The sequence below is a fragment of the Nocardia higoensis NBRC 100133 genome (assembly GCF_000308595.1).
Lineage (GTDB): Bacteria > Actinomycetota > Actinomycetes > Mycobacteriales > Mycobacteriaceae > Nocardia > Nocardia higoensis.
This window is the reverse complement of the sequence record NZ_BAGA01000138.1, coordinates 113,614-130,670: the sequence shown is the minus strand read 5'-3', so window position 1 is coordinate 130,670 and position 17,057 is coordinate 113,614. Positions and strand designations below refer to the sequence as shown.

Below are 17,057 nucleotides of genomic sequence, written 5' to 3'. Positions count from 1 at the left end.
AGAATCGGCGGATGACCAACAGCCAGGCGAGCGAGAGCCACCTCAACGACGACGAGCCCGTCCTGTCCTACCTGACCGACATGGACGGCGTCTTGGTCAGTGAGGACCACCTGGTCCCCGGCGCCGACAAATTCCTCGCCGAACTGCGCACGAACGAGATCCCCTTCCTCGTCCTCACCAACAACTCCATCCGCACCCCGCGCGACCTGCAAGCCCGCCTGCGCCTGACCGGCCTGGACATCCCGGAGGAGGCCATCTGGACCTCCGCCCTGGCCACCGCCGCCTTCCTCGACGCCCAGCGTCCCGGCGGCACCGCCTACGTCGTCGGCGAATCCGGCCTCACCACCGCCCTGCACGAGATCGGCTACGTCCTCACCGACCGCGACCCCGACTACGTAGTCCTGGGCGAGACCCGTACGTACTCTTTCGAAGCCATCACCACCGCCATCCGGTTGGTCGAGCGGGGCGCCCGCTTCATCGCCACCAACCCCGACGCCACGGGGCCGTCGCGCGAGGGCCTGCTCCCCGCCACCGGCTCGGTCGCCGCGCTGATCAGCCGCGCCACCGGCCGCGAGCCCTATTACGTCGGCAAGCCGAACCCGTTGATGATGCGCTCGGCTCTGCGCCGAATCGGTGCGCACTCGCAGTCGGCGGTCATGATCGGCGATCGGATGGACACCGACGTCATCTCCGGCCTGGAAGCCGGTATGCGCACGATCCTGGTCGCCACGACCGGCATCTCCACCCGCGACTCGGTCGAGCAGTTCCCCTACCGCCCGACGTTGGTCCTCGACTCGGTCGCCGATCTGGTCGGCCGCACCGCCGACCCCTTCGCGTGATCGAGTGCGGTCGGCGAAGACGCCGCTGACCGTTTCATACCGCGACGACGGTGATCCCCGGTCCGCACAGCAGCGTCAGGTCTTCGGTGCCGGAGGTCAGACGGCGACCGGCGGTCGCGCGACCCGCGCCACCGCGGCCAGCACGACATCGACGGCGTACTCGTGGCCGTGCAGACCCTCGATCCGGATCAGTTCTGCTGCATCGTCGCTCACCTGTCGAGTGATCTCGTGGACGTCCGAGCGGGACAGCGTCCAGGCGATCCGAATCTTCGGGAGCCGGCCCTGCTCGGCCTCGAGCCGTGTCATCGTGGTGGTGCCGACCCGGATGTCTCCAGACGAGCCCGCACCACACACGCCGCCGGTGACACCAGCAACTGCGGGTAGTCGACCTCGCCCGCAACGGGATCGACCGCCGCCGACTTCTCCGCCGCCGCCCGCCCCGGCACGATCCGCAACCGCGTCCTGTGGACGCCGCAGATCCTGCTCGGCCTGTTCTTCATCCTCGCCTCCGGCGCGCCGAAGCTCATCATGCCGGGCGCCCTGACCGAGAACGCCGTCGACAACCTGGTGATCCCGTTCAGCCTGCTCGTCTTCATCGGGATCACCGAGGTCGCCGGCGGCATCGGCCTGATGGTGCTGGCCGTGATCTTCGCCCGGATCGCCTACGAGCGCCGCGCCATCGTCGGCGAACTGCGGAACTCGCTGTCGCGGTGAGATATTCACGCACGAGACCGGCGATCGACGGCCTGCGTCGATCGCCGGTGTGTGCCCGGTTCGATTTCCGATCAGGGAACGAACACTTCGGTCGTCGCCGGAATGTTCGGACGGTCGGTCCGCACGGTGAGCGCGACCCGGCCGGGGCCGGTGTGGAGGTAGAGGAAGTCGGGCGTGGTGCCGGTCTTGAATGCCGGGATGAAGTGGGTCAGTGAGCCGCGCTGACCGGTGTCGAGATTGTGCCAGTCGATGATGGCGGTCACGTCGCAGGCCAGCACGGTGGGCGCCCAGGTGCCCAGCGGCGAGAAGCCCTGCGATAGACGAAGTTCGATCGAATGGGTGCTTCCCGGAGCACTGTAGTGGGTGCCGGCCAGGGGGCCGTCGTAGCCCGTGCCCGCGGCATTGAGCATGCCGACGCAGACGCCGTTGCCCAGGGTCCAGGCCGGCGCCGAATTGAACTGCGTCATGGCGCAGGAGCGCGGGCCGACATTGGACCAGCCGAGTTGGCAGGGGTCGGCGGCGTTGGCGGCGCCTGGTGAGGCTACGGCCATCGCTGCTCCGACGAGTGCGGTGGCTGCGGTTGCGGCGAATCCACGTCCGAGTTTCATATCCGGATGATCGTGAACTCTCGGGCGAACATTACTGTTCTCGAGATTTCGATCGTGTTTCCGTCGGGGTTCGGCACGCGACTGCGCCGGGCAGAGGCGGCCCGCGACGGATCCGGGAACGCGCGCTCACCGGCACGTCGGTCGTACGCCACCAGCGCGCGCCTGGGCATCCTGGTCGGTCACCGGACAGGGATGCCCAGGCGTTCGAGTCCTACAGCTCGCGAGCGATCAGGGATTTCATGATCTCGTTGGCGCCGCCGTAGATCCGCTGCACCCGGGCGTCCTCGTACATCCGCGCGATCAGGTATTCGCGCATGTAGCCGTATCCGCCGTGCAGCTGCACGCAGCGGTCGATCACCTCGCACTGCTTGTCGGTCAGCCAGTATTTGGCCATCGCGGCTTCGGCGGCGTCGAGCTCACCGCGCAGGTGCGACTGGATGCAGTGGTCGAGGAAGACCTCGCTGGTGCGGGCGATGGTCTGGCATTCGGCGAGTTCGAACGCGGTGTTCTGGAACTCGAACAGGCTGTGTCCGAACGCTTCCCGCTGTTTGCTGTACGCGACGGTCTCGTCCACCGCGCGCTTCGTTGCGCCGACGGCCTGCGCCGCGATGATCAGCCGCTCCTGCACCAGCTGGGTCATCAGCTGACCGAAGCCCTGGCCCTCTCGCTCGCCCAGGAGACTGGAGGCGGGCACCCGCACGTTCGTGAACGACAGCTCGGAGGTGTCGGCGCCGTGCTGGCCGACCTTGTCGAGCACCCGGCCGACCGCGAACCCCGGCTGGTCGCGCAGGTCGACGATCAGCATGGAGACCCCCTTGGCGCCGGCCTTCGGGTCGGTCTTGACGGCCATCACGATCACGTCGGCGGAGGAGCCGTTGGTGATGAACGTCTTCGAGCCGTTGATCACGTACTCGTCGCCGTCGCGGATCGCGGTGGTCTTGATCGCTTTGAGGTCCGAACCGGCGCCCGGCTCGCTCATGCCGATCGCGCCGAGGATTTCACCGGTCGCCATGCCGGGCAGCCACGTCCGCTTCTGTTCCTCGGTGCCGTACTCGAGAATGTAGTGCGGCACGATGCCGCTGTGTACGGAGATGCCGAGGGACAGATCGCCCGCGTACCCCTGGGCCTCGAACACGGCGAGGTCGTGCGCGAAGGTGCCGCCCCCGCCGCCGTACTCCTCGGGGATCGAGCAGCACAGCAGACCCAGCTCGCCCGCCTTCAACCACACCTCGCGGTCGATGCGGCGCTGGGCGTCCCACTTCTCGTTGTGCGCGACGACCTCACGCTCGAAGAATCCGCCCGCGAGCTCGGACAGTGCACGGACCTCGTCGTCGTGCCAGGTGGGTACGTACTTTTTCATCAGCTGCTTTCATGGTCGATCGTGTGCGGATTCGTCGGTTGCCTGCGATGCCCGCACTCACACGGACAAGATCATCGCGATGCCCTGACCGCCGCCACCGCAGAGAGCGGCCGCGCCCGTGCCGCCGCCCGCGGCCCGGAGCGAATGCGCCAGCGACAGGGCGATGCGCGCACCGGACATGCCGACCGGATGCCCGACCGCGATCGCGCCGCCGTGGATGTTGACCTTGTCCGCGTCCACGCCGAGCTGACGCATCGACGCGATCGCGACACCGGCGAACGCCTCGTTGATCTCGAGCAGGTCGAGGTCGGCGACGGTGGTCTCGCCGTCACGCTTCAGCGCGGCCTCGATCGCGTTCGCGGGCTGGTGCAGCAGCGAGGTGTCCGGACCGGCGACCAGAGCGTGGGCGCGGATCTCGGCGAGCCATTCGATACCGCGGGCCTGCGCGACGTCCTTGCGCATCACGACGACCGCGGCCCCGCCGTCGGACAGCTGCGACGACGCGCCGGCCGTGATGGTGCCGTCCTTCGCGAACGCCGGACGCAACGTGCCGAGGGACTCGACCGTGGTCTCGGCGCGGATGCCCTCGTCGGCGGTGACGGTGACGGTGCCCTTGCGGGAGACGATCTCCACCGGCGCGATCTCCGCGGCGAACGCACCCGACTCGGTCGCCGCCGCCGCCAGGCGGTGCGAGCGGGCCGCGAACTCGTCCTGCTCGGCGCGGGAGATGTTCTCCGACGCCTGGTAGCGCTCGGTGGACGCGCCCATGGAAATGCCGTCGAAGGCACAGGTCAGCGCATCACGGTCGAGGGCGTCCTCGAAACCGGCGGAGCCGTACTTGAGGCCCTGACGAGCGCCGCGCACCAGGTACGGGGCGTTCGTCATCGACTCCATGCCGCCGGCGACAACGACCTCGGCCGCGCCGGTGGCGATCAGCCGGTCGGCCTGCATGATCGCCTCGAGGCCGGACAGACACAGGTTGTTGACGGTCGTCGCCGGGACGGTCATCGGCAGGCCCGCCGCGACCGCCGCCTGCCGCGCCGGATTGGGGCCGACGCCGGCCTGCACGACGGTTCCCATCACCACGGCGTCGACGTCGCCCGCCGCGATGCCCGCGCGCTCGATCGCGGCGGCGATGGCCCGTCCGCCGAGGTCCGCCGCCGTCAGGGACGCCAGCGCGCCCGACAGCTTGCCGATCGGGGTCCGGGCCCCCGCCACGATGACACTGGTGCTCACTACTGTTTCTCCTTCAACTGTTCACTCTTGGTGGTATCGGGGGCCCGTGATGGATTCCGGACGCGTGCAGCCCGGGTCGATCCTCGATGCCGGGGGCGCGTATCCCGTGCGGCGGGGCTGAGATGCTCGTTCGTCAGGGGGCGAACAAGCCTCGTCGGGCGCGCTCATCGTGTCACTGTCGAGCCCTTCGAAATCGGCTGCGAGAGCCGGGGACTGTTCGACCTGCCGGTCCGCGAGCCGCCGCTCAGATGCATGGCCATCCTATAGTTGGACATCATCCTAAACCGCCTCATGATTGAGCAAGTCCTTCCGGGCATACCCCACCGACGGCCTCGAAGAGGCGATGGACGCGTTGATGGACGTTGACTCCATCACGATCCGGACATCACCGTCGGTTTGGAGAGCGGCAGCATCGACGGTGCGATGTACCTGCGTGCGCGCACCAATGAGGAAGCCATTTCCGTCGCGAAGAACGCCTTGGCGCAGGCCATCCACAACAGCGGTGGGCCGTCGGACTGGGCAGAGCGTGCCGAAGACGCTCTGCGCGACGAGCAGTACGAGGCACACGTTCGACGCGCTGATCTGTTGATCGCCTGACCGCCGCTGATCGCGGGACGACGGATCTCGGATGCGAGGACGAGGTCCCTCATGAATACCGGGTTTTGCCTCGACCAGCTCCGCGGCAGCCATGACCAGCGACCAGTGAGCAATAGTCGCCACCGGTGGCGGCGGTGTCCGCCGAGCCGGCAGACCAACCGTCGGTCGAGTGATCCCACCCCGCCGTTCAGAGGGGGAACCGCACGCCGGTGAGTTCCTCGGAGACGGTCCACAGACGCTGCTGGACCGCTTCGTCGTGGGAGTCGGCGCTGGAGGTGACCGGCTTCGGATATCCCCGGGTCTCCCCGAGGTTGCCGGGGCCGTAGTACTGCCCGCCGACGACGGCCGGGTCGGTGGCGGCGCGCACGGTGGGCAAGGCGCCCATGGCGGGCACCTGGGAGATCAGCGGCGCGAGCCAGGAGACGGGCAGGCGGAGCGCGGCGGGCGTGTTGCGGATGAGTTCGGTGTTGGACATGCCGGGGTGGGCGGCGACCGCGACGGTGGTGCCGTGCGGTGCGAGCCGGCGCTGCAGTTCGTAGGTGAACATCAGGTTGGCGAGTTTGGCCTGACCGTAGGCGCCCATGCGACTGTACGAGCGCTCCCACTGCAGGTCGTCGAAGTGGATGGCGGCCCGGATGCGGTGGCCGGTGCTGCTGACCGTCACGACGCGGGAGCCGGGGACGGGCAGCAGGCGGTCCAGCAGCAGGCCGGTCAGGGCGAAGTGGCCGAGGTGGTTGGTGCCGAACTGCAGCTCGAATCCGTCGGCGGTGGTCTGCCGCGGGGTGTACATCACGCCCGCGTTGTTGATGAGCAGGTCGATGCGCGGGTGGGCAGCGCGCAGGTCGGCCGCCGCGGCCCGGATCGAGTCGAGGGATGTCAGGTCGAGGGCCTGGACGCTGACGTCGCCGGTCATGCGGTCGGCAGCCTGCCTGCCCTTCTCGATATCGCGGACGGCCAGAACCACCGTCGCCCCGCGTTCGGCCAGCATCCGGGCGGTCTCGAAGCCCAGCCCGGTGTTGGCGCCGGTCACGATCGCCACCCGGCCGTGCTGGTCGGGAATGTGCTGCTCGGTCCAGTTGTCGCTCATCACGCACTCCTTAGGAACCATCGGTCTTTTATCGACCCAAACGTAAGAGACCGCCGGTCTTATGTCAAGAGACCGGCGGTCTTCAAGCTAGGGTGAGGGCGTGACGTTTCAGAGGGCGCGCAGCGAGGAGCAGCGGAAGATCCGTCGTCAGGCGATCCTGGACACGGCGGCGGCGATGCTCGGGGAGATGCCTGTGGCCGAGGTGAGCCTCAACGAGCTCAGCCGGCGGGTGGGCCTGGCCAAGTCGAATGTCCTGCGGTACTTCGAGTCTCGTGAGGCGGTCCTGCTCGAACTGCTGGACGCCGCCCTGGCGAGCTGGCTCGCCGACCTGGCGGAGGAGCTGGCCGCGGGCGTCGAGGCGCACGCGGAGCCGGAAGCGCGGGCGGGGCAGCTGGCCGAGATCCTCAGCCGGTCACTGGCGGAGCGGACGGTGCTCTGCGATCTCTTCGGCGCGCAGGGTGGCGTCCTGGAGCGCAATGTCTCGGTCGAGGTGGTCAAGCGGCACAAGCGTTCCTCCCTCGCCCGGCTCGCGACCATGGTCGAACTCATGCAACGTCACCTGCCGGAGCTCGGCGACGGCGCGCGGCAGTTCTGCTTGATGAGCCTGGTGTCGGCGGGCGCCCTGTCGACGTACGTCCCGCCGCCGCCCAGCCTCCTCGCCGCCTACGCGGAGGAACCCGCCCTCGGCGTGCTCCACATAGAACTCCGCGACGCCCTGCGAGACGCCTTCACCGCGTCGCTCGTGGGCCTGTTGCCCCGCGCCTGAACATTGCGGGTCGATGTGAGTGAAAACGGCCCGGGTATAACGCGATTGGTAATCCTTCGCCGGAATGAATCCCGACCCCTACGTCGAAATCCAGTTCCTCAGCGGTCCCGCCGATCGGAAGTTCCCCGACCTCGGGCCCGGAGGCGGTATGTCAGCGGCAGCAGTTCGGGTCCGGGACAGTGCGGAGCGCGGCGAGATCGCCGCCGGTGCATCCGGCGTCCGGGTCGGCGAGCAGCGGGGAGATGAGTTCGACCCGGGCCGGGTCGGCGAGCGCTTTCAACACGCTCGTCCACGCCCATTCGCCGTGCGCCCGGACAGGTCACCGCTGTCGGTGCGCGCCTGGTCCTCCGAGCGAGACGGCATGCAATCCTTGGGTCTGTCGAAATCAGCGGCGATCAGCCCAGGCTTTTGCGGAATTCCACACCCTCCTGAGCGGCCTGTATCGATTCCGTGATGTCGACGACAGGATAGATCTGGTAATCGGCAATGAAGCCGAATTTCCCGGGAGCGTCGGCCAATTCGTGCGGATTGTCGGTCTCGACCACCGCGAATCCGCCTATGGCGTCGAGCCGGCCCACGAATTGATGGTATGTCGTGCCGGCAGCGGGCTTCCAGTTGGCGAATGCTTCCAACGCGCGCTGAATACTCGCTTCGTTCTCTCTGGCGGTGCCGTTCCAACGGTATTGCCACGAAACCACGTACTTCATCTCATCCTCCTGGGAGACGGTGGCTGGGAGATGGCGCGAATTTGTGGTTCAGCGGGGACGGTCACATCGAGCAGCGCATGTCCCCACAAGCGAGTCTTCTCGCCGGGTGAACGCATGACGAGTGCCGAAAGTCCCTTTTGCATACCGACGAGGAACAGCCGCGTCGATCTCTTTCTGCGTCAGCGCTGTTCAGCGGTCCAGGATTCGGTTCGGGATCGGCCATAACGACCACCACCCCGTCGGCATACTCGTGCCGTTCACCTGTGGACTTGCCGCCGAGGGCCCACCGTGCCGGGTGATGCGCAGTCCGAAAACGCAGGACGCTCTGTGCGACTAGCAGTACGAGGCACACGTTCGACGCGCTGATCTGTTGATCGCCTGACCGCCGCTGATCGCGGGACGACGGATCTCGGATGCGAGGACGAGGTCCCTCATGAATACCGGGTTTTGCCTCGACCAGCTCCGCGGCAGCCATGACCAGCGACCAGTGAGCAATAGTCGCCACCGGTGGCGGCGGTGTCCGCCGACCCGGCAGACCAGCCGTCGGTCGACTGATCCCACCCCGCCGTTCACCGCATCGAGGAGCGGACGGCGCGTGCCATTCCTGCATGCGTTGGATGCGCGTCGCGTGGCAAGTGCGCGCTCGCTGGTCGTCGGTCCGACAGTCACACGATAATGGCGCGGTGGCGAACCGCTGGGTCGGAGTGACGATCGACTGCGTCGATGTGAAACGGACGGCCGCGTTCTGGAGCGCTCTGCTCGACCGCCCCCAGGGACCGTCCGAGCCCGGTTGGGTCTATCTCGGACGCCCTGATGACCCGCAGCCGCGCCTGGTCTTTCAACCCGTGGCCGAACCCAATAGACGCCTCGGCCCGCCCGAACTCATCGCCTGCCGCTGAGGGCGACGCTGCGAATTGTCGACCTTGCGCTGCAGGGTGAAGGTTCGACGTCGCCATCGCCTCGCCGATTCGAACGCGAGCCGTGAGACTGCTGAGCAATCCACGAGATCGCGCCCGCCATCTGCCGTGTGATGCCACTGCGAGAAAAACTTCGGCCGGCAGCGATGACTCCTCGGCGGCTCCTCCGTCCTATCAGGTGAACGCGCTACCAACCCGGCGCGACCGACCAGAAGGACCGGACATGACCACCGCCGACTCCACCGCCGACTTCTCCGACGACCTCACCAACCGCCCCGGCAAGATCCGCAACCGTATCCTGTGGACCCTGCAGATCCTGCTCGGCCTGTTCTTCATCATCGCCTCCGGCGGGCCGAAGCTCGTCATGCCGAACAGCCTGATCGAGAACGCCCCCGAGAATCTGGCCATCCCGTTCGGGCTGCTCATCTTCATCGGAGTTGCCGAGGTCGCGGGCGGTATCGGGCTGATGGTGCCGCGACTCAGCGCCCTCGCCGCCGCGGGGCTGTCCGTGTTGACCGTGCTCGCCGCCGGGACCCAGGCGTTCATCGCCGACAAGCCCGCGATGGCGATCTTCCCGTTGGTGCTCGCCGCGATCTTCGCCTGGATCGCCTACGAGCGCCGCGCCACTGTCACCGATCTGCGGAACTCGCTCTCGCGGTGACCCGTTCACAAGCACGATCGGCGATCGGTGGCCCCACCGATCGCCGATCGTGCGTTCTCGGATCGATCGCCCTCGGGTTGGGGGAATCGATCCGACGCCGGCCCGCGATCACCGGCGGGGGGCGCGAGCTTCTGCGCCGCAGTGGATCACAGGTGAGCCGCCCTCGGGAGGCCTTCAGTTGGGCAGATAGCACTTGGGCGGAGATGTCTCGGACGACGAGGTGACACCGCCCTGCAGCGAACACAAGAGCACGTCGAGTGGACTTCCGCCCGGGAGCCATGCGGTCCCGGATCCCAGCGCTTCACTGCTGCCGGTGGGCGCGGCCACGGCCTGACCGCCAACGGCCATCAGAGCCCCCGCCGATACCGCCGCGATCACAGCCGCTTTCGCGATCATTCGCATCTCACACTTCCTCGCTCACTCGGGATCGATGGCCACGCCCCAGCGCAGTCGCCTCGAGGTGGCCGAACCGCGAACCGAACGCTAGCGGTGACCGAAACAAGTGAAAAGCCGTGATTTCATGGGGGTCGGGACCATCGGGCCGATTTTTCTCCGCGCGGATCGACCCGGCATCGGCTACGTTGACACCGACCGCACGGGCCACGAACAGGAGGCGATGAATATGGCTGCGCACAGCCTGTTCCGTCATGCCCTCCGGCAGGAGCGACCCGGGCGCTAGCGCCATCGCTCCTGCCCTTCCCGAACAGGAGCACACCCGTGCCGATCGACCCCGATCACTCTCGTACTCTCGAAAACCCCGGCGCTGCCGATGATCTCGTCACCGCGCGACTGCGGCTGCGCCGCTGGACGCCCGCCGTCGCCGCCGCGGTCGCCCATGGCCACCGCGACCCGCGGTGGGCCGAGGACTTCCCGGCCGACGGTGACTGCGTCATCGCCACCGAACTCGCGAACCACCCGTCCTGGTACGGCCCGTTCGGTCACCGCCTGATCGTCGAAGCCGCGACCGGGCTGCTGGTCGGCTCGACCGGCCTGTTCTGGCCACCCGCCGACGGCAGGCTCGAGATCGGCTACGGCATCGTCGCGTCACGGCGCGGGCACGGCTACGCCACCGAGGCCGTCGCCGCGCTCACGGCCCACGCCCGCACCGCACCCGAGGTGCGGACGGTGTTCGCGCGGGTCTCGACCGACAATCCGGCTTCGATCGCGGTACTGCGCGCCTGCGGATACCGGCAGACCGGCGCCGACGGTGACACCCTGCGCTACGAGGCATAGCCCTCCCTGATCATCGGCGGGCGAGCGCATCGACCGCTCGCCCGCCGATGCCCGGACGGGAGTCGCACTCGGCTACCGACCGGACCGGCCATCCCGCGGAGGCCCCGAGGTCAGGCTTGCGAACCCGCGTATCGGTGCGGTGGCCGCGCCAGGTGCCGAGGTGCACCGCGGTCGGGCTCCGCATCGCCCGGCGGGTGCTCGCTCCGGGCCGGTACGTTCGAAGTATCGGTTCGATAGCGAACAACCGGAGGTGCACGATGGGAATGCTCAGCAAGGCCATCAAGAGCGGTGTCGCGCTCAAGGCCTTCCAGGTCGTCAAGCGCGAGGCGGCCAAGCCGGAGAATCAGCGCAAGGCGCGGGAATTGGCGGCGAAGTTGCGTCAGCCGCGTTCGCACTGATCGGTTGCCCGGATCGGGTGGAGCCCGGAACCGCGCTTCGTCGCCGGGCAGCGGGGCCGTCGGGGGCCGACAACCCCGCCGCCCGGGATCGCGGTGACCTCGGTGGTGCCGGTCGGCCGGATGATTCAGCTGCTCGCGGCGCGGCCCGACGGCGGCCCGTCCGCGCGGGCGGAATCGGTGAGCGTTTCGATGGCGGCTGTCAGGTCGATGAGGGCGGTGACGATCTCGGCGAGGCGGTCGCGGCCGAGGTGATCGGCTAGTTCGGCCGCCCGCCGGGCGTGCTGGGGGTTGATAGCGCGCACGGCGGTGAGGCCCTCGTCGGTGATGGCGACGAGCTTGGCGCGGCGATGGGTCGGGTTGGGCCGGTACTCGGCCAGACCCTTGGTGACGAGCAGGTCGGCGATGCGCTGGACGCTCTGGCGGGTGATGCCCATGGCGCGGGCGATCCCGGCGACGGGCAGCGGTTCGTGCATGATCGCGCCGAGCACCTGCCACCAGGCCGCGGTCAGGCCGGCGGGCCGGGCCAGCTCCTCGGCGAGGCTGAGGAAACGGCCGTTGAGGCGGAACGAGGTGATGGCCGCCGCGCTGAAGAGCTCCTGTTCGGACGGCGTGGGCGCAGCGCTCATGCCCGGGCCGCCTCGTAGGCCTCCAGTTCGGCGTAGGCGGCGGGATCCTGGCCGTCGTAGACGCGGAACCAGGCGTCGAGGATGCGGGGTTCGTAGAGTCCGAGCACGCCGAAGATCTCCCGGGCGAATTCGAACGGCGCGGTGCCGGAGGCGGTGACCAGAATTCCTGTGTCGTCGGTCACGGCGGGCCGGGCGACGAAATGCTGCCCGCCGGCGTAGCCGCTGTAGGCGAGGAATTCGGCCGCGTTGCTGGTGTGCCGCCTGGTGTCGAGCAGGCCCGCGCCGGCCAGGCCGAAGGTCGCGCCGCAGATCGCGGCGACGGGCGTCCCCGCGGCGAGGAACTTCCCCGCTGCGGCGGCGAAGGGCGCGAGCCGGCCCGTGACCCAGGTGTCGGCGCCGGGCAGGATCAGCATCGCGGCGTGCGCGGGGTCGATCTCGTCGAGTGCGAGGTCGGGCACGATCCGCGATCCGCCCTTGGTCCGGATCGGGTCGCGGGTCGGCCCGACTGTGATCACCTCGTAGCGCCCCGGCTCGACCTGCCAGGCGGGATTGTTGATGTGCGCGGTGGCCGCACCGGTCTCCCAGTCGGCGAGGGTGTCGTAGACGGCGGCGTAAACGGGCATAGGGGACATGAGGTTCCTCACGGTAGGATGACAGTATGCTGTCATTTTGACAGGGTGCTGTCAACTGCGCTGATGATCTTCTTCGTCCCGAGTTCTGCTGTCGCCCAACGATCCGGGCCACTTGTGCGGAACGGCTATGAGGCGGGCCCGGCAAGATCAGTTCCGCTCACTAAGCTTTGAGACATGGCCGACACTGCTCCGTCCATCGTCTACATCGCCTCACCCGAGGGGGAAACCGGGAAGTCCACGGTTGTCCTCGGGGTACTGCAGATGCTCTGCGCCACCACCGCGCGGGTGGGAGTGTTCCGGCCGATCACGCGTTCGACCACCGAACCCGATCACATCCTGGAGCTGCTGCTCGAGCACAGCACCGCCGATATCGACTACGCACAGGCCGTCGGCGTCACCTACGAGCAGGTGCACGCCGACCCCGACGCCGCGATCAGCCAGATCGTCGAGCGCTTTCACGAGGTGGCCGCGGTCTGCGATGCGGTGGTGGTGGTCGGCAGCGACTACACCGAGGTCGCCAGCCCCAGCGAGCTGCGGTTCAACGCCAGGATCGCGGTGAACCTGGAGGCGCCGATGCTGCTGGTGGTGCGCGGCGCCGAGCGCACACCCGCCGAGATCAAACATCTGGTGGAGGTGTGCGCGAGCGAGCTGCGCACGGAGCACGCGAGCGCGGTCGCGATCGTCGCCAACCGGTGTGATCCCGAGCAGCTCGACGAAGTTCGTTCGGCCCTGCGCAGTTTCGGCCTGCCGTCGTGGGCGCTGCCGGAGGTGCCGCTGCTGATCGCGCCGACGATGGCCGAACTGTGCGAGGCCGTGAACGGCGAGATGTACAGCGGCGACCCGGAGATGTTGCAGCGCGAGGCGTTGAAGATCATGGTCGGCGGCATGACGGCCGAGCACATCCTGGAGCGGCTGGTCGACGGCGTGGTGGTGGTCGCGCCCGCCGATCGCTCCGACGTCCTGCTCAGCGTGCTGAACGCGCACGAGGCGGCCGGCTTCCCCTCGCTGTCGGGCATCATCATGAACGGGGGCCTGCTTCCGCATCCGGCCGTCGCCCGGCTGATGGAGGGTCTGAAGCCGCGCCTGCCCATTCTCACCACCGAACTGGGCACCTACGACACCGCCAGCGCCGCCTATCGGGCCCGGGGCAAGATGTCGGCGGGCAATCCGCGCAAGGTCAACACCGCGCTCGCGCTGATGGAGCAGTACGTCGACGCGCCGGAGCTACTCGGCCGCATCCGGGTCGAGCGCAGCGATGTGGTGACTCCGCAGATGTTCGAGTACCAGCTCATCGAACGCGCCAGGGCCGACCGCAAGCGCATCGTGCTGCCCGAGGGCGCCGACGATCGCATCCTGCGCGCGGCGGGGCGGGTGCTGCAGCGCAAGATCGCCGATCTGGTGATCCTGGGCGATGAGGCCACCGTGCGCGCCCGCGCGGCCGAGCTCGGCGTGGACATCGCCGAGGCCGAGGTGCTCGACCCGCGCACCTCCGACTACCTGGAGAAGTTCGCCGCCACCTACGCCGAGCTGCGCAAGCACAAGGGCATGACGCTGGAGCGGGCTCGCGAAAAAGTCGGCGATATCTCGTATTTCGGCACGATGATGGTGCATGAGGGCATTGCCGACGGCATGGTCTCCGGCGCCGCGCACACCACAGCGCACACCATCCGCCCGTCCTTCGAGATCATCAAGACGGTGCCCGGCGTGGACACCGTGTCGAGCGTGTTCCTGATGTGTCTGGCCGACCGGGTGCTCGCCTACGGCGACTGCGCGGTGGTGCCGGACCCCAGTTCCGAGCAACTCGCCGATATCGCCATCTCCTCGGCGGCGACCGCGGCCCGCTTCGGCATCGAGCCCAGGGTGGCGATGCTGTCGTACTCCACCGGCGAATCCGGCAGCGGCGCGGACGTGGACAAGGTGCGGGTGGCGACCAGGCTGGTGCGCGAGCGCGCGCCGGAGCTGCTGGTGGAGGGCCCGATCCAGTACGACGCGGCGATCGAGCCGACCGTGGCCGATGCCAAGCTGCCCGACTCCGAGGTCGCGGGCCGGGCGACGGTCTTCATCTTCCCCGACCTCAACACCGGCAACAACACCTACAAAGCGGTGCAGCGCAGCGCGGGCGCGGTCGCCATCGGCCCGGTGCTGCAGGGCTTGAACAAGCCGGTGAACGACCTCTCGCGCGGGGCGCTGGTGGCCGACATCGTCAACACCGTCGCCATCACCGCCATCCAGGCGCAGGGCTGAGCGAGGGGTTCGCAAGGGATGAGTGGAGCGGGCGTGAGTACAGCGTGTGAAAACCTCGTGCTGGTGATCAATTCCGGCTCGTCGTCGATCAAATATCAGCTGCTGGAACCGGATTCGGGTCACGTGGCGGCTTCCGGACTGGTCGAGCGCATCGGCGAGGACGACAGCGCGATCGAACACCGGTGCGGGGAACGCGTTCTCGAGCGCAACGGGCGCATCCCCGATCATCGCGCGGGCCTGAAGCAGGTCTTCGAGCTGTTCGACGAGACCGGTTTCGACCTCGCCGGTGCCGGGTTGCACGCGGTCGGGCATCGGGTGGTGCACGGCGGCGAGGTGTTCCACGCGCCGACGCTGGTGACCGACGAGGTGGTCGAGACCATTCTCGACCTCACCGATCTGGCGCCGCTGCACAACCCGCCCAACGCGATCGGCATCGAGAGCGCCCGCGAGCTGCTGCCGGAGGTGCCGCAGGTCGCGGTGTTCGACACGGCCTTCTTCTTCGACCTGCCCGCCGCCGCGACGACCTATGCCATCGACAGGAAGATCGCCGCCGAGTACGGCATCCGCCGCTACGGGTTCCACGGCACCTCGCACGAGTACGTCTCCGGCCGCGCCGCCGAATTCCTCGGGCGCGACTCGAAGGGCCTGCGCCAGATCGTCTTCCATCTCGGCAACGGCGCCTCGGCCTCGGCCGTACTCGACGGCCGCCCGATCGACACCTCGATGGGTCTCACGCCGCTCGAGGGGCTGGTGATGGGCACCCGCCCCGGCGACCTCGACCCCGGCATCCTGGGGCACCTCGTGCACGCGGGCGGATTCGACGTGGAGCGCCTCGACGAACTGCTCAACCGCGAGTCCGGGCTCAAGGGCATGGCCGGGGTGAACGACTTCCGGGAGTTACGCAGGCTCATCGACGCAGGCGATGAGCCCGCCCGGATCGCCTACGACGTCTACGTCCACCGCGTGCGGCGTTACCTGGGCGCGTATCTGGTCGGCCTGGGCGGCGTCGACGTCATCACCTTCACCGCGGGCGTCGGTGAGAACAGCCCGGATGTGCGGGCCGACGCGCTGGCCGGTCTGAGCGCCTTCGGCATCGAGGTCGACCCGGAGCTGAACGCCGCGAAAGAGCGTGGGGCGAGGAGGATCTCGCCGCCGGACGCGCCGGTGGCGGTGCTGGTGGTGCCGACCAACGAGGAATTGGCGATCGCCCGCGCGGCCAGCCGGGTCGTGACCGGGGGCTGAGCACCGGGCGGGTCAGGACCTGCCCCCGGTATCGAGGGCGCGGTAGACGGCGGTGAGGTAGGTCGCGGCTCGCGGCGATCCCAGGATGTCGGGGCCCATGTTGTTCATGACGTAGCTGATCGTCGTGCGCCGGTCGAGGTCCACGATCGCCATGGAGCCGCCCCAGCCGCCCCAGAACGCGATGCGGCCGTCCGGGATCCAGGACGCGGTCCGGCGGTCGGGCAGGGCGAAGCCGATGCCCCACCTCAGGTGCAGGCCGTTGACGAGGTCCACGCCGCAGGACTGCTGGTCGAAGATCAGGTCGATGGTGCCGGGTTTCAGGAGCGTGCCCGAGGCGTGCGCGCCCGCGCGGGCGAGTGGGGCGAGGATCTCGGCCACCGATCTCGCGTTCCCGTGCCCGTTGGCCGCGCCGAGGTCGGCCGCGCGCCAGGCGGGGGTGTTGGCTGCGGCGGCGCTGAAGGCCGGACCGGTGAAGGTCTGGTACGCGACGGTGTCGTGGTCGAGCGCCTCGACGTCGAACTCGAGTTCGGGCACGATGACGTCGGCGACCCGTGCGAGGTCGGCGCCGGAAACGCCGATCCGGAAATCGGAGCCGAGCGGCCCGGCGATGTGCTCGTGCACGAACTCGCGCAGCGACAGACCGCTCAGGCGATACACCAGCTCGCCGACCAGATGGCCGTAGTTCAGGACGTGATAGCCCGACGCCGAGCCGGGCCGCCACCACGGCGCCTGTGCGGCCAGCCGGGCCGCGGTCGCACGCTGGTCGTACAGGTCTTCGAGCTGTGCGGGACGGTCGAGGCCGGACACCCCCGAGGTGTGGGACAGCAGATGCCGCACCTGCACGTCCTGTTTCCCGTTCACGGCGAATTCGGGCCAGTACCGGGCGACCGGCGCGTAGACGTCGAGTTCACCGGCGTCGACGAGCAGCAGGGCGGCCAGGCTCGTCACAGTCTTCGTGATCGACCACAGATCGGTGATCGTGTCGCGCTGCCAGGGCTGCGTGCGGGCCGCGTCGCGATGGCCGCCCCACAGGTCCACCACTTTCTCGCCGTCGACATCGACGACCAGGGACAGGCCGACCTCGGCGCCGCTGCGCAACTGTTCGGCCACGGCGTCGCGGACGGGTTCGAAGGCGGCCCCGACAGTTCCGTTCAATTCGATCATGCCGACAGTCTCGAACCTTGACATAT

20 protein-coding genes are annotated in these 17,057 nt (G+C 68.6%); 10 read left to right on the top strand and 10 right to left on the bottom strand.

Features of this window, described 5'->3' with window-relative positions:
- The first annotated feature begins 11 nt into the window (after positions 1 to 11).
- The gene (locus ON26_RS25270) at positions 12 to 839 is read left to right on the top strand and encodes an HAD-IIA family hydrolase (protein ID WP_040799383.1); all 828 of its coding nucleotides are present in this window, start codon (positions 12 to 14) and stop codon (positions 837 to 839) included.
- A gap of 96 nt (positions 840 to 935) precedes the next feature.
- Here the strand turns inward: ON26_RS25270 and ON26_RS25265 are convergent, their stop codons facing one another.
- Positions 936 to 1,145 carry a hypothetical protein gene (locus ON26_RS25265; RefSeq protein ID WP_051027544.1) on the bottom strand — a complete coding sequence of 70 codons (210 nt, stop codon included), beginning with the start codon at positions 1,143 to 1,145 and terminating at the stop codon, positions 936 to 938.
- Between the two features lie 222 nt (positions 1,146 to 1,367).
- On the opposite strand from ON26_RS25265, the gene ON26_RS25260 reads away from it, so the two are divergent.
- Complete coding sequence (locus ON26_RS25260) at positions 1,368 to 1,553, top strand: hypothetical protein (protein WP_245546039.1); 186 nt, start codon at positions 1,368 to 1,370, stop codon at positions 1,551 to 1,553.
- 71 nt (positions 1,554 to 1,624) lie between these two features.
- Here ON26_RS25260 and ON26_RS25255 read toward each other — a convergent pair whose 3' ends face one another.
- From ON26_RS25255 to ON26_RS25245, 3 genes are all read right to left on the bottom strand, one after another.
- Entirely contained in the window at positions 1,625 to 2,161 is a 537-nt protein-coding gene (locus tag ON26_RS25255; protein WP_245546037.1) for a hypothetical protein, read from the bottom strand.
- 211 nt (positions 2,162 to 2,372) lie between these two features.
- Positions 2,373 to 3,521: an acyl-CoA dehydrogenase family protein gene (locus ON26_RS25250; RefSeq protein ID WP_174375443.1), complete on the bottom strand. Its 1,149-nt coding sequence runs from the start codon at positions 3,519 to 3,521 to the stop codon at positions 2,373 to 2,375.
- A 57-nt stretch (positions 3,522 to 3,578) separates the two neighbouring features.
- On the bottom strand, positions 3,579 to 4,757 hold the full coding sequence (locus ON26_RS25245; protein WP_040799258.1) for an acetyl-CoA C-acyltransferase: 1,179 nt from the start codon (positions 4,755 to 4,757) through the stop codon (positions 3,579 to 3,581).
- Between the two features lie 396 nt (positions 4,758 to 5,153).
- Here ON26_RS25245 and ON26_RS25240 point away from each other — a divergent pair, with 396 nt between their 5' ends.
- A complete protein-coding gene (locus ON26_RS25240) occupies positions 5,154 to 5,354 on the top strand; it encodes a hypothetical protein (protein WP_040799256.1) in 201 nt (66 codons plus the stop codon).
- A 187-nt stretch (positions 5,355 to 5,541) separates the two neighbouring features.
- Here the strand turns inward: ON26_RS25240 and ON26_RS25235 are convergent, their stop codons facing one another.
- Entirely contained in the window at positions 5,542 to 6,441 is a 900-nt protein-coding gene (locus ON26_RS25235) for an SDR family NAD(P)-dependent oxidoreductase (protein WP_040799254.1), read from the bottom strand.
- A gap of 100 nt (positions 6,442 to 6,541) precedes the next feature.
- On the opposite strand from ON26_RS25235, the gene ON26_RS25230 reads away from it, so the two are divergent.
- Positions 6,542 to 7,207: a TetR/AcrR family transcriptional regulator gene (locus ON26_RS25230; RefSeq protein ID WP_040799252.1), complete on the top strand. Its 666-nt coding sequence runs from the start codon at positions 6,542 to 6,544 to the stop codon at positions 7,205 to 7,207.
- Between the two features lie 151 nt (positions 7,208 to 7,358).
- On the opposite strand, the gene ON26_RS34960 is transcribed toward ON26_RS25230, so the two are convergent.
- Both ON26_RS34960 and ON26_RS25225 read right to left on the bottom strand, forming a co-directional pair.
- A complete protein-coding gene (locus tag ON26_RS34960; protein WP_281032413.1) occupies positions 7,359 to 7,490 on the bottom strand; it encodes a hypothetical protein in 132 nt (43 codons plus the stop codon).
- Between the two features lie 112 nt (positions 7,491 to 7,602).
- Positions 7,603 to 7,914: a DUF3303 domain-containing protein gene (locus ON26_RS25225; protein ID WP_040799250.1), complete on the bottom strand. Its 312-nt coding sequence runs from the start codon at positions 7,912 to 7,914 to the stop codon at positions 7,603 to 7,605.
- Between the two features lie 683 nt (positions 7,915 to 8,597).
- Between ON26_RS25225 and ON26_RS25220 the strand changes: the two genes are divergently transcribed.
- The 4 genes from ON26_RS25220 (at position 8,598) to ON26_RS34280 (ending at position 11,123) form a co-directional block, all read left to right on the top strand.
- Positions 8,598 to 8,813 carry a VOC family protein gene (locus ON26_RS25220; protein WP_169333767.1) on the top strand — a complete coding sequence of 72 codons (216 nt, stop codon included), beginning with the start codon at positions 8,598 to 8,600 and terminating at the stop codon, positions 8,811 to 8,813.
- A 241-nt stretch (positions 8,814 to 9,054) separates the two neighbouring features.
- Positions 9,055 to 9,492, top strand: coding sequence for a DoxX family protein (locus tag ON26_RS25215; protein WP_040799248.1), 438 nt, complete (start codon positions 9,055 to 9,057; stop codon positions 9,490 to 9,492).
- Between the two features lie 717 nt (positions 9,493 to 10,209).
- Positions 10,210 to 10,725, top strand: a complete 516-nt coding sequence (locus tag ON26_RS25205) for a GNAT family N-acetyltransferase (RefSeq protein ID WP_218000626.1) — start codon at positions 10,210 to 10,212, stop codon at positions 10,723 to 10,725.
- A gap of 257 nt (positions 10,726 to 10,982) precedes the next feature.
- Complete coding sequence (locus ON26_RS34280) at positions 10,983 to 11,123, top strand: hypothetical protein (protein ID WP_218000625.1); 141 nt, start codon at positions 10,983 to 10,985, stop codon at positions 11,121 to 11,123.
- A gap of 125 nt (positions 11,124 to 11,248) precedes the next feature.
- Here ON26_RS34280 and ON26_RS25200 read toward each other — a convergent pair whose 3' ends face one another.
- Positions 11,249 to 11,749: a MarR family winged helix-turn-helix transcriptional regulator gene (locus tag ON26_RS25200; RefSeq protein ID WP_040799243.1), complete on the bottom strand. Its 501-nt coding sequence runs from the start codon at positions 11,747 to 11,749 to the stop codon at positions 11,249 to 11,251.
- Complete coding sequence (locus ON26_RS25195; protein ID WP_051027537.1) at positions 11,746 to 12,381, bottom strand: DJ-1/PfpI family protein; 636 nt, start codon at positions 12,379 to 12,381, stop codon at positions 11,746 to 11,748. Before ON26_RS25195 ends, ON26_RS25200 begins: the two co-directional genes overlap by 4 nt.
- Before the next feature lie 174 nt (positions 12,382 to 12,555).
- Between ON26_RS25195 and pta the strand changes: the two genes are divergently transcribed.
- Together pta and ON26_RS25185 are read left to right on the top strand one after the other, a co-directional pair.
- Entirely contained in the window at positions 12,556 to 14,625 is a 2,070-nt protein-coding gene (gene pta / locus ON26_RS25190; protein WP_040799238.1) for a phosphate acetyltransferase, read from the top strand.
- A gap of 18 nt (positions 14,626 to 14,643) precedes the next feature.
- Entirely contained in the window at positions 14,644 to 15,867 is a 1,224-nt protein-coding gene (locus ON26_RS25185; RefSeq protein ID WP_051027535.1) for an acetate kinase, read from the top strand.
- Between the two features lie 12 nt (positions 15,868 to 15,879).
- On the opposite strand, the gene ON26_RS25180 is transcribed toward ON26_RS25185, so the two are convergent.
- Positions 15,880 to 17,031 (bottom strand): EstA family serine hydrolase, encoded by a 1,152-nt coding sequence (locus ON26_RS25180; RefSeq protein WP_040799235.1) that lies wholly within the window; start codon positions 17,029 to 17,031, stop codon positions 15,880 to 15,882.
- Positions 17,032 to 17,057 lie beyond the last annotated feature (26 nt).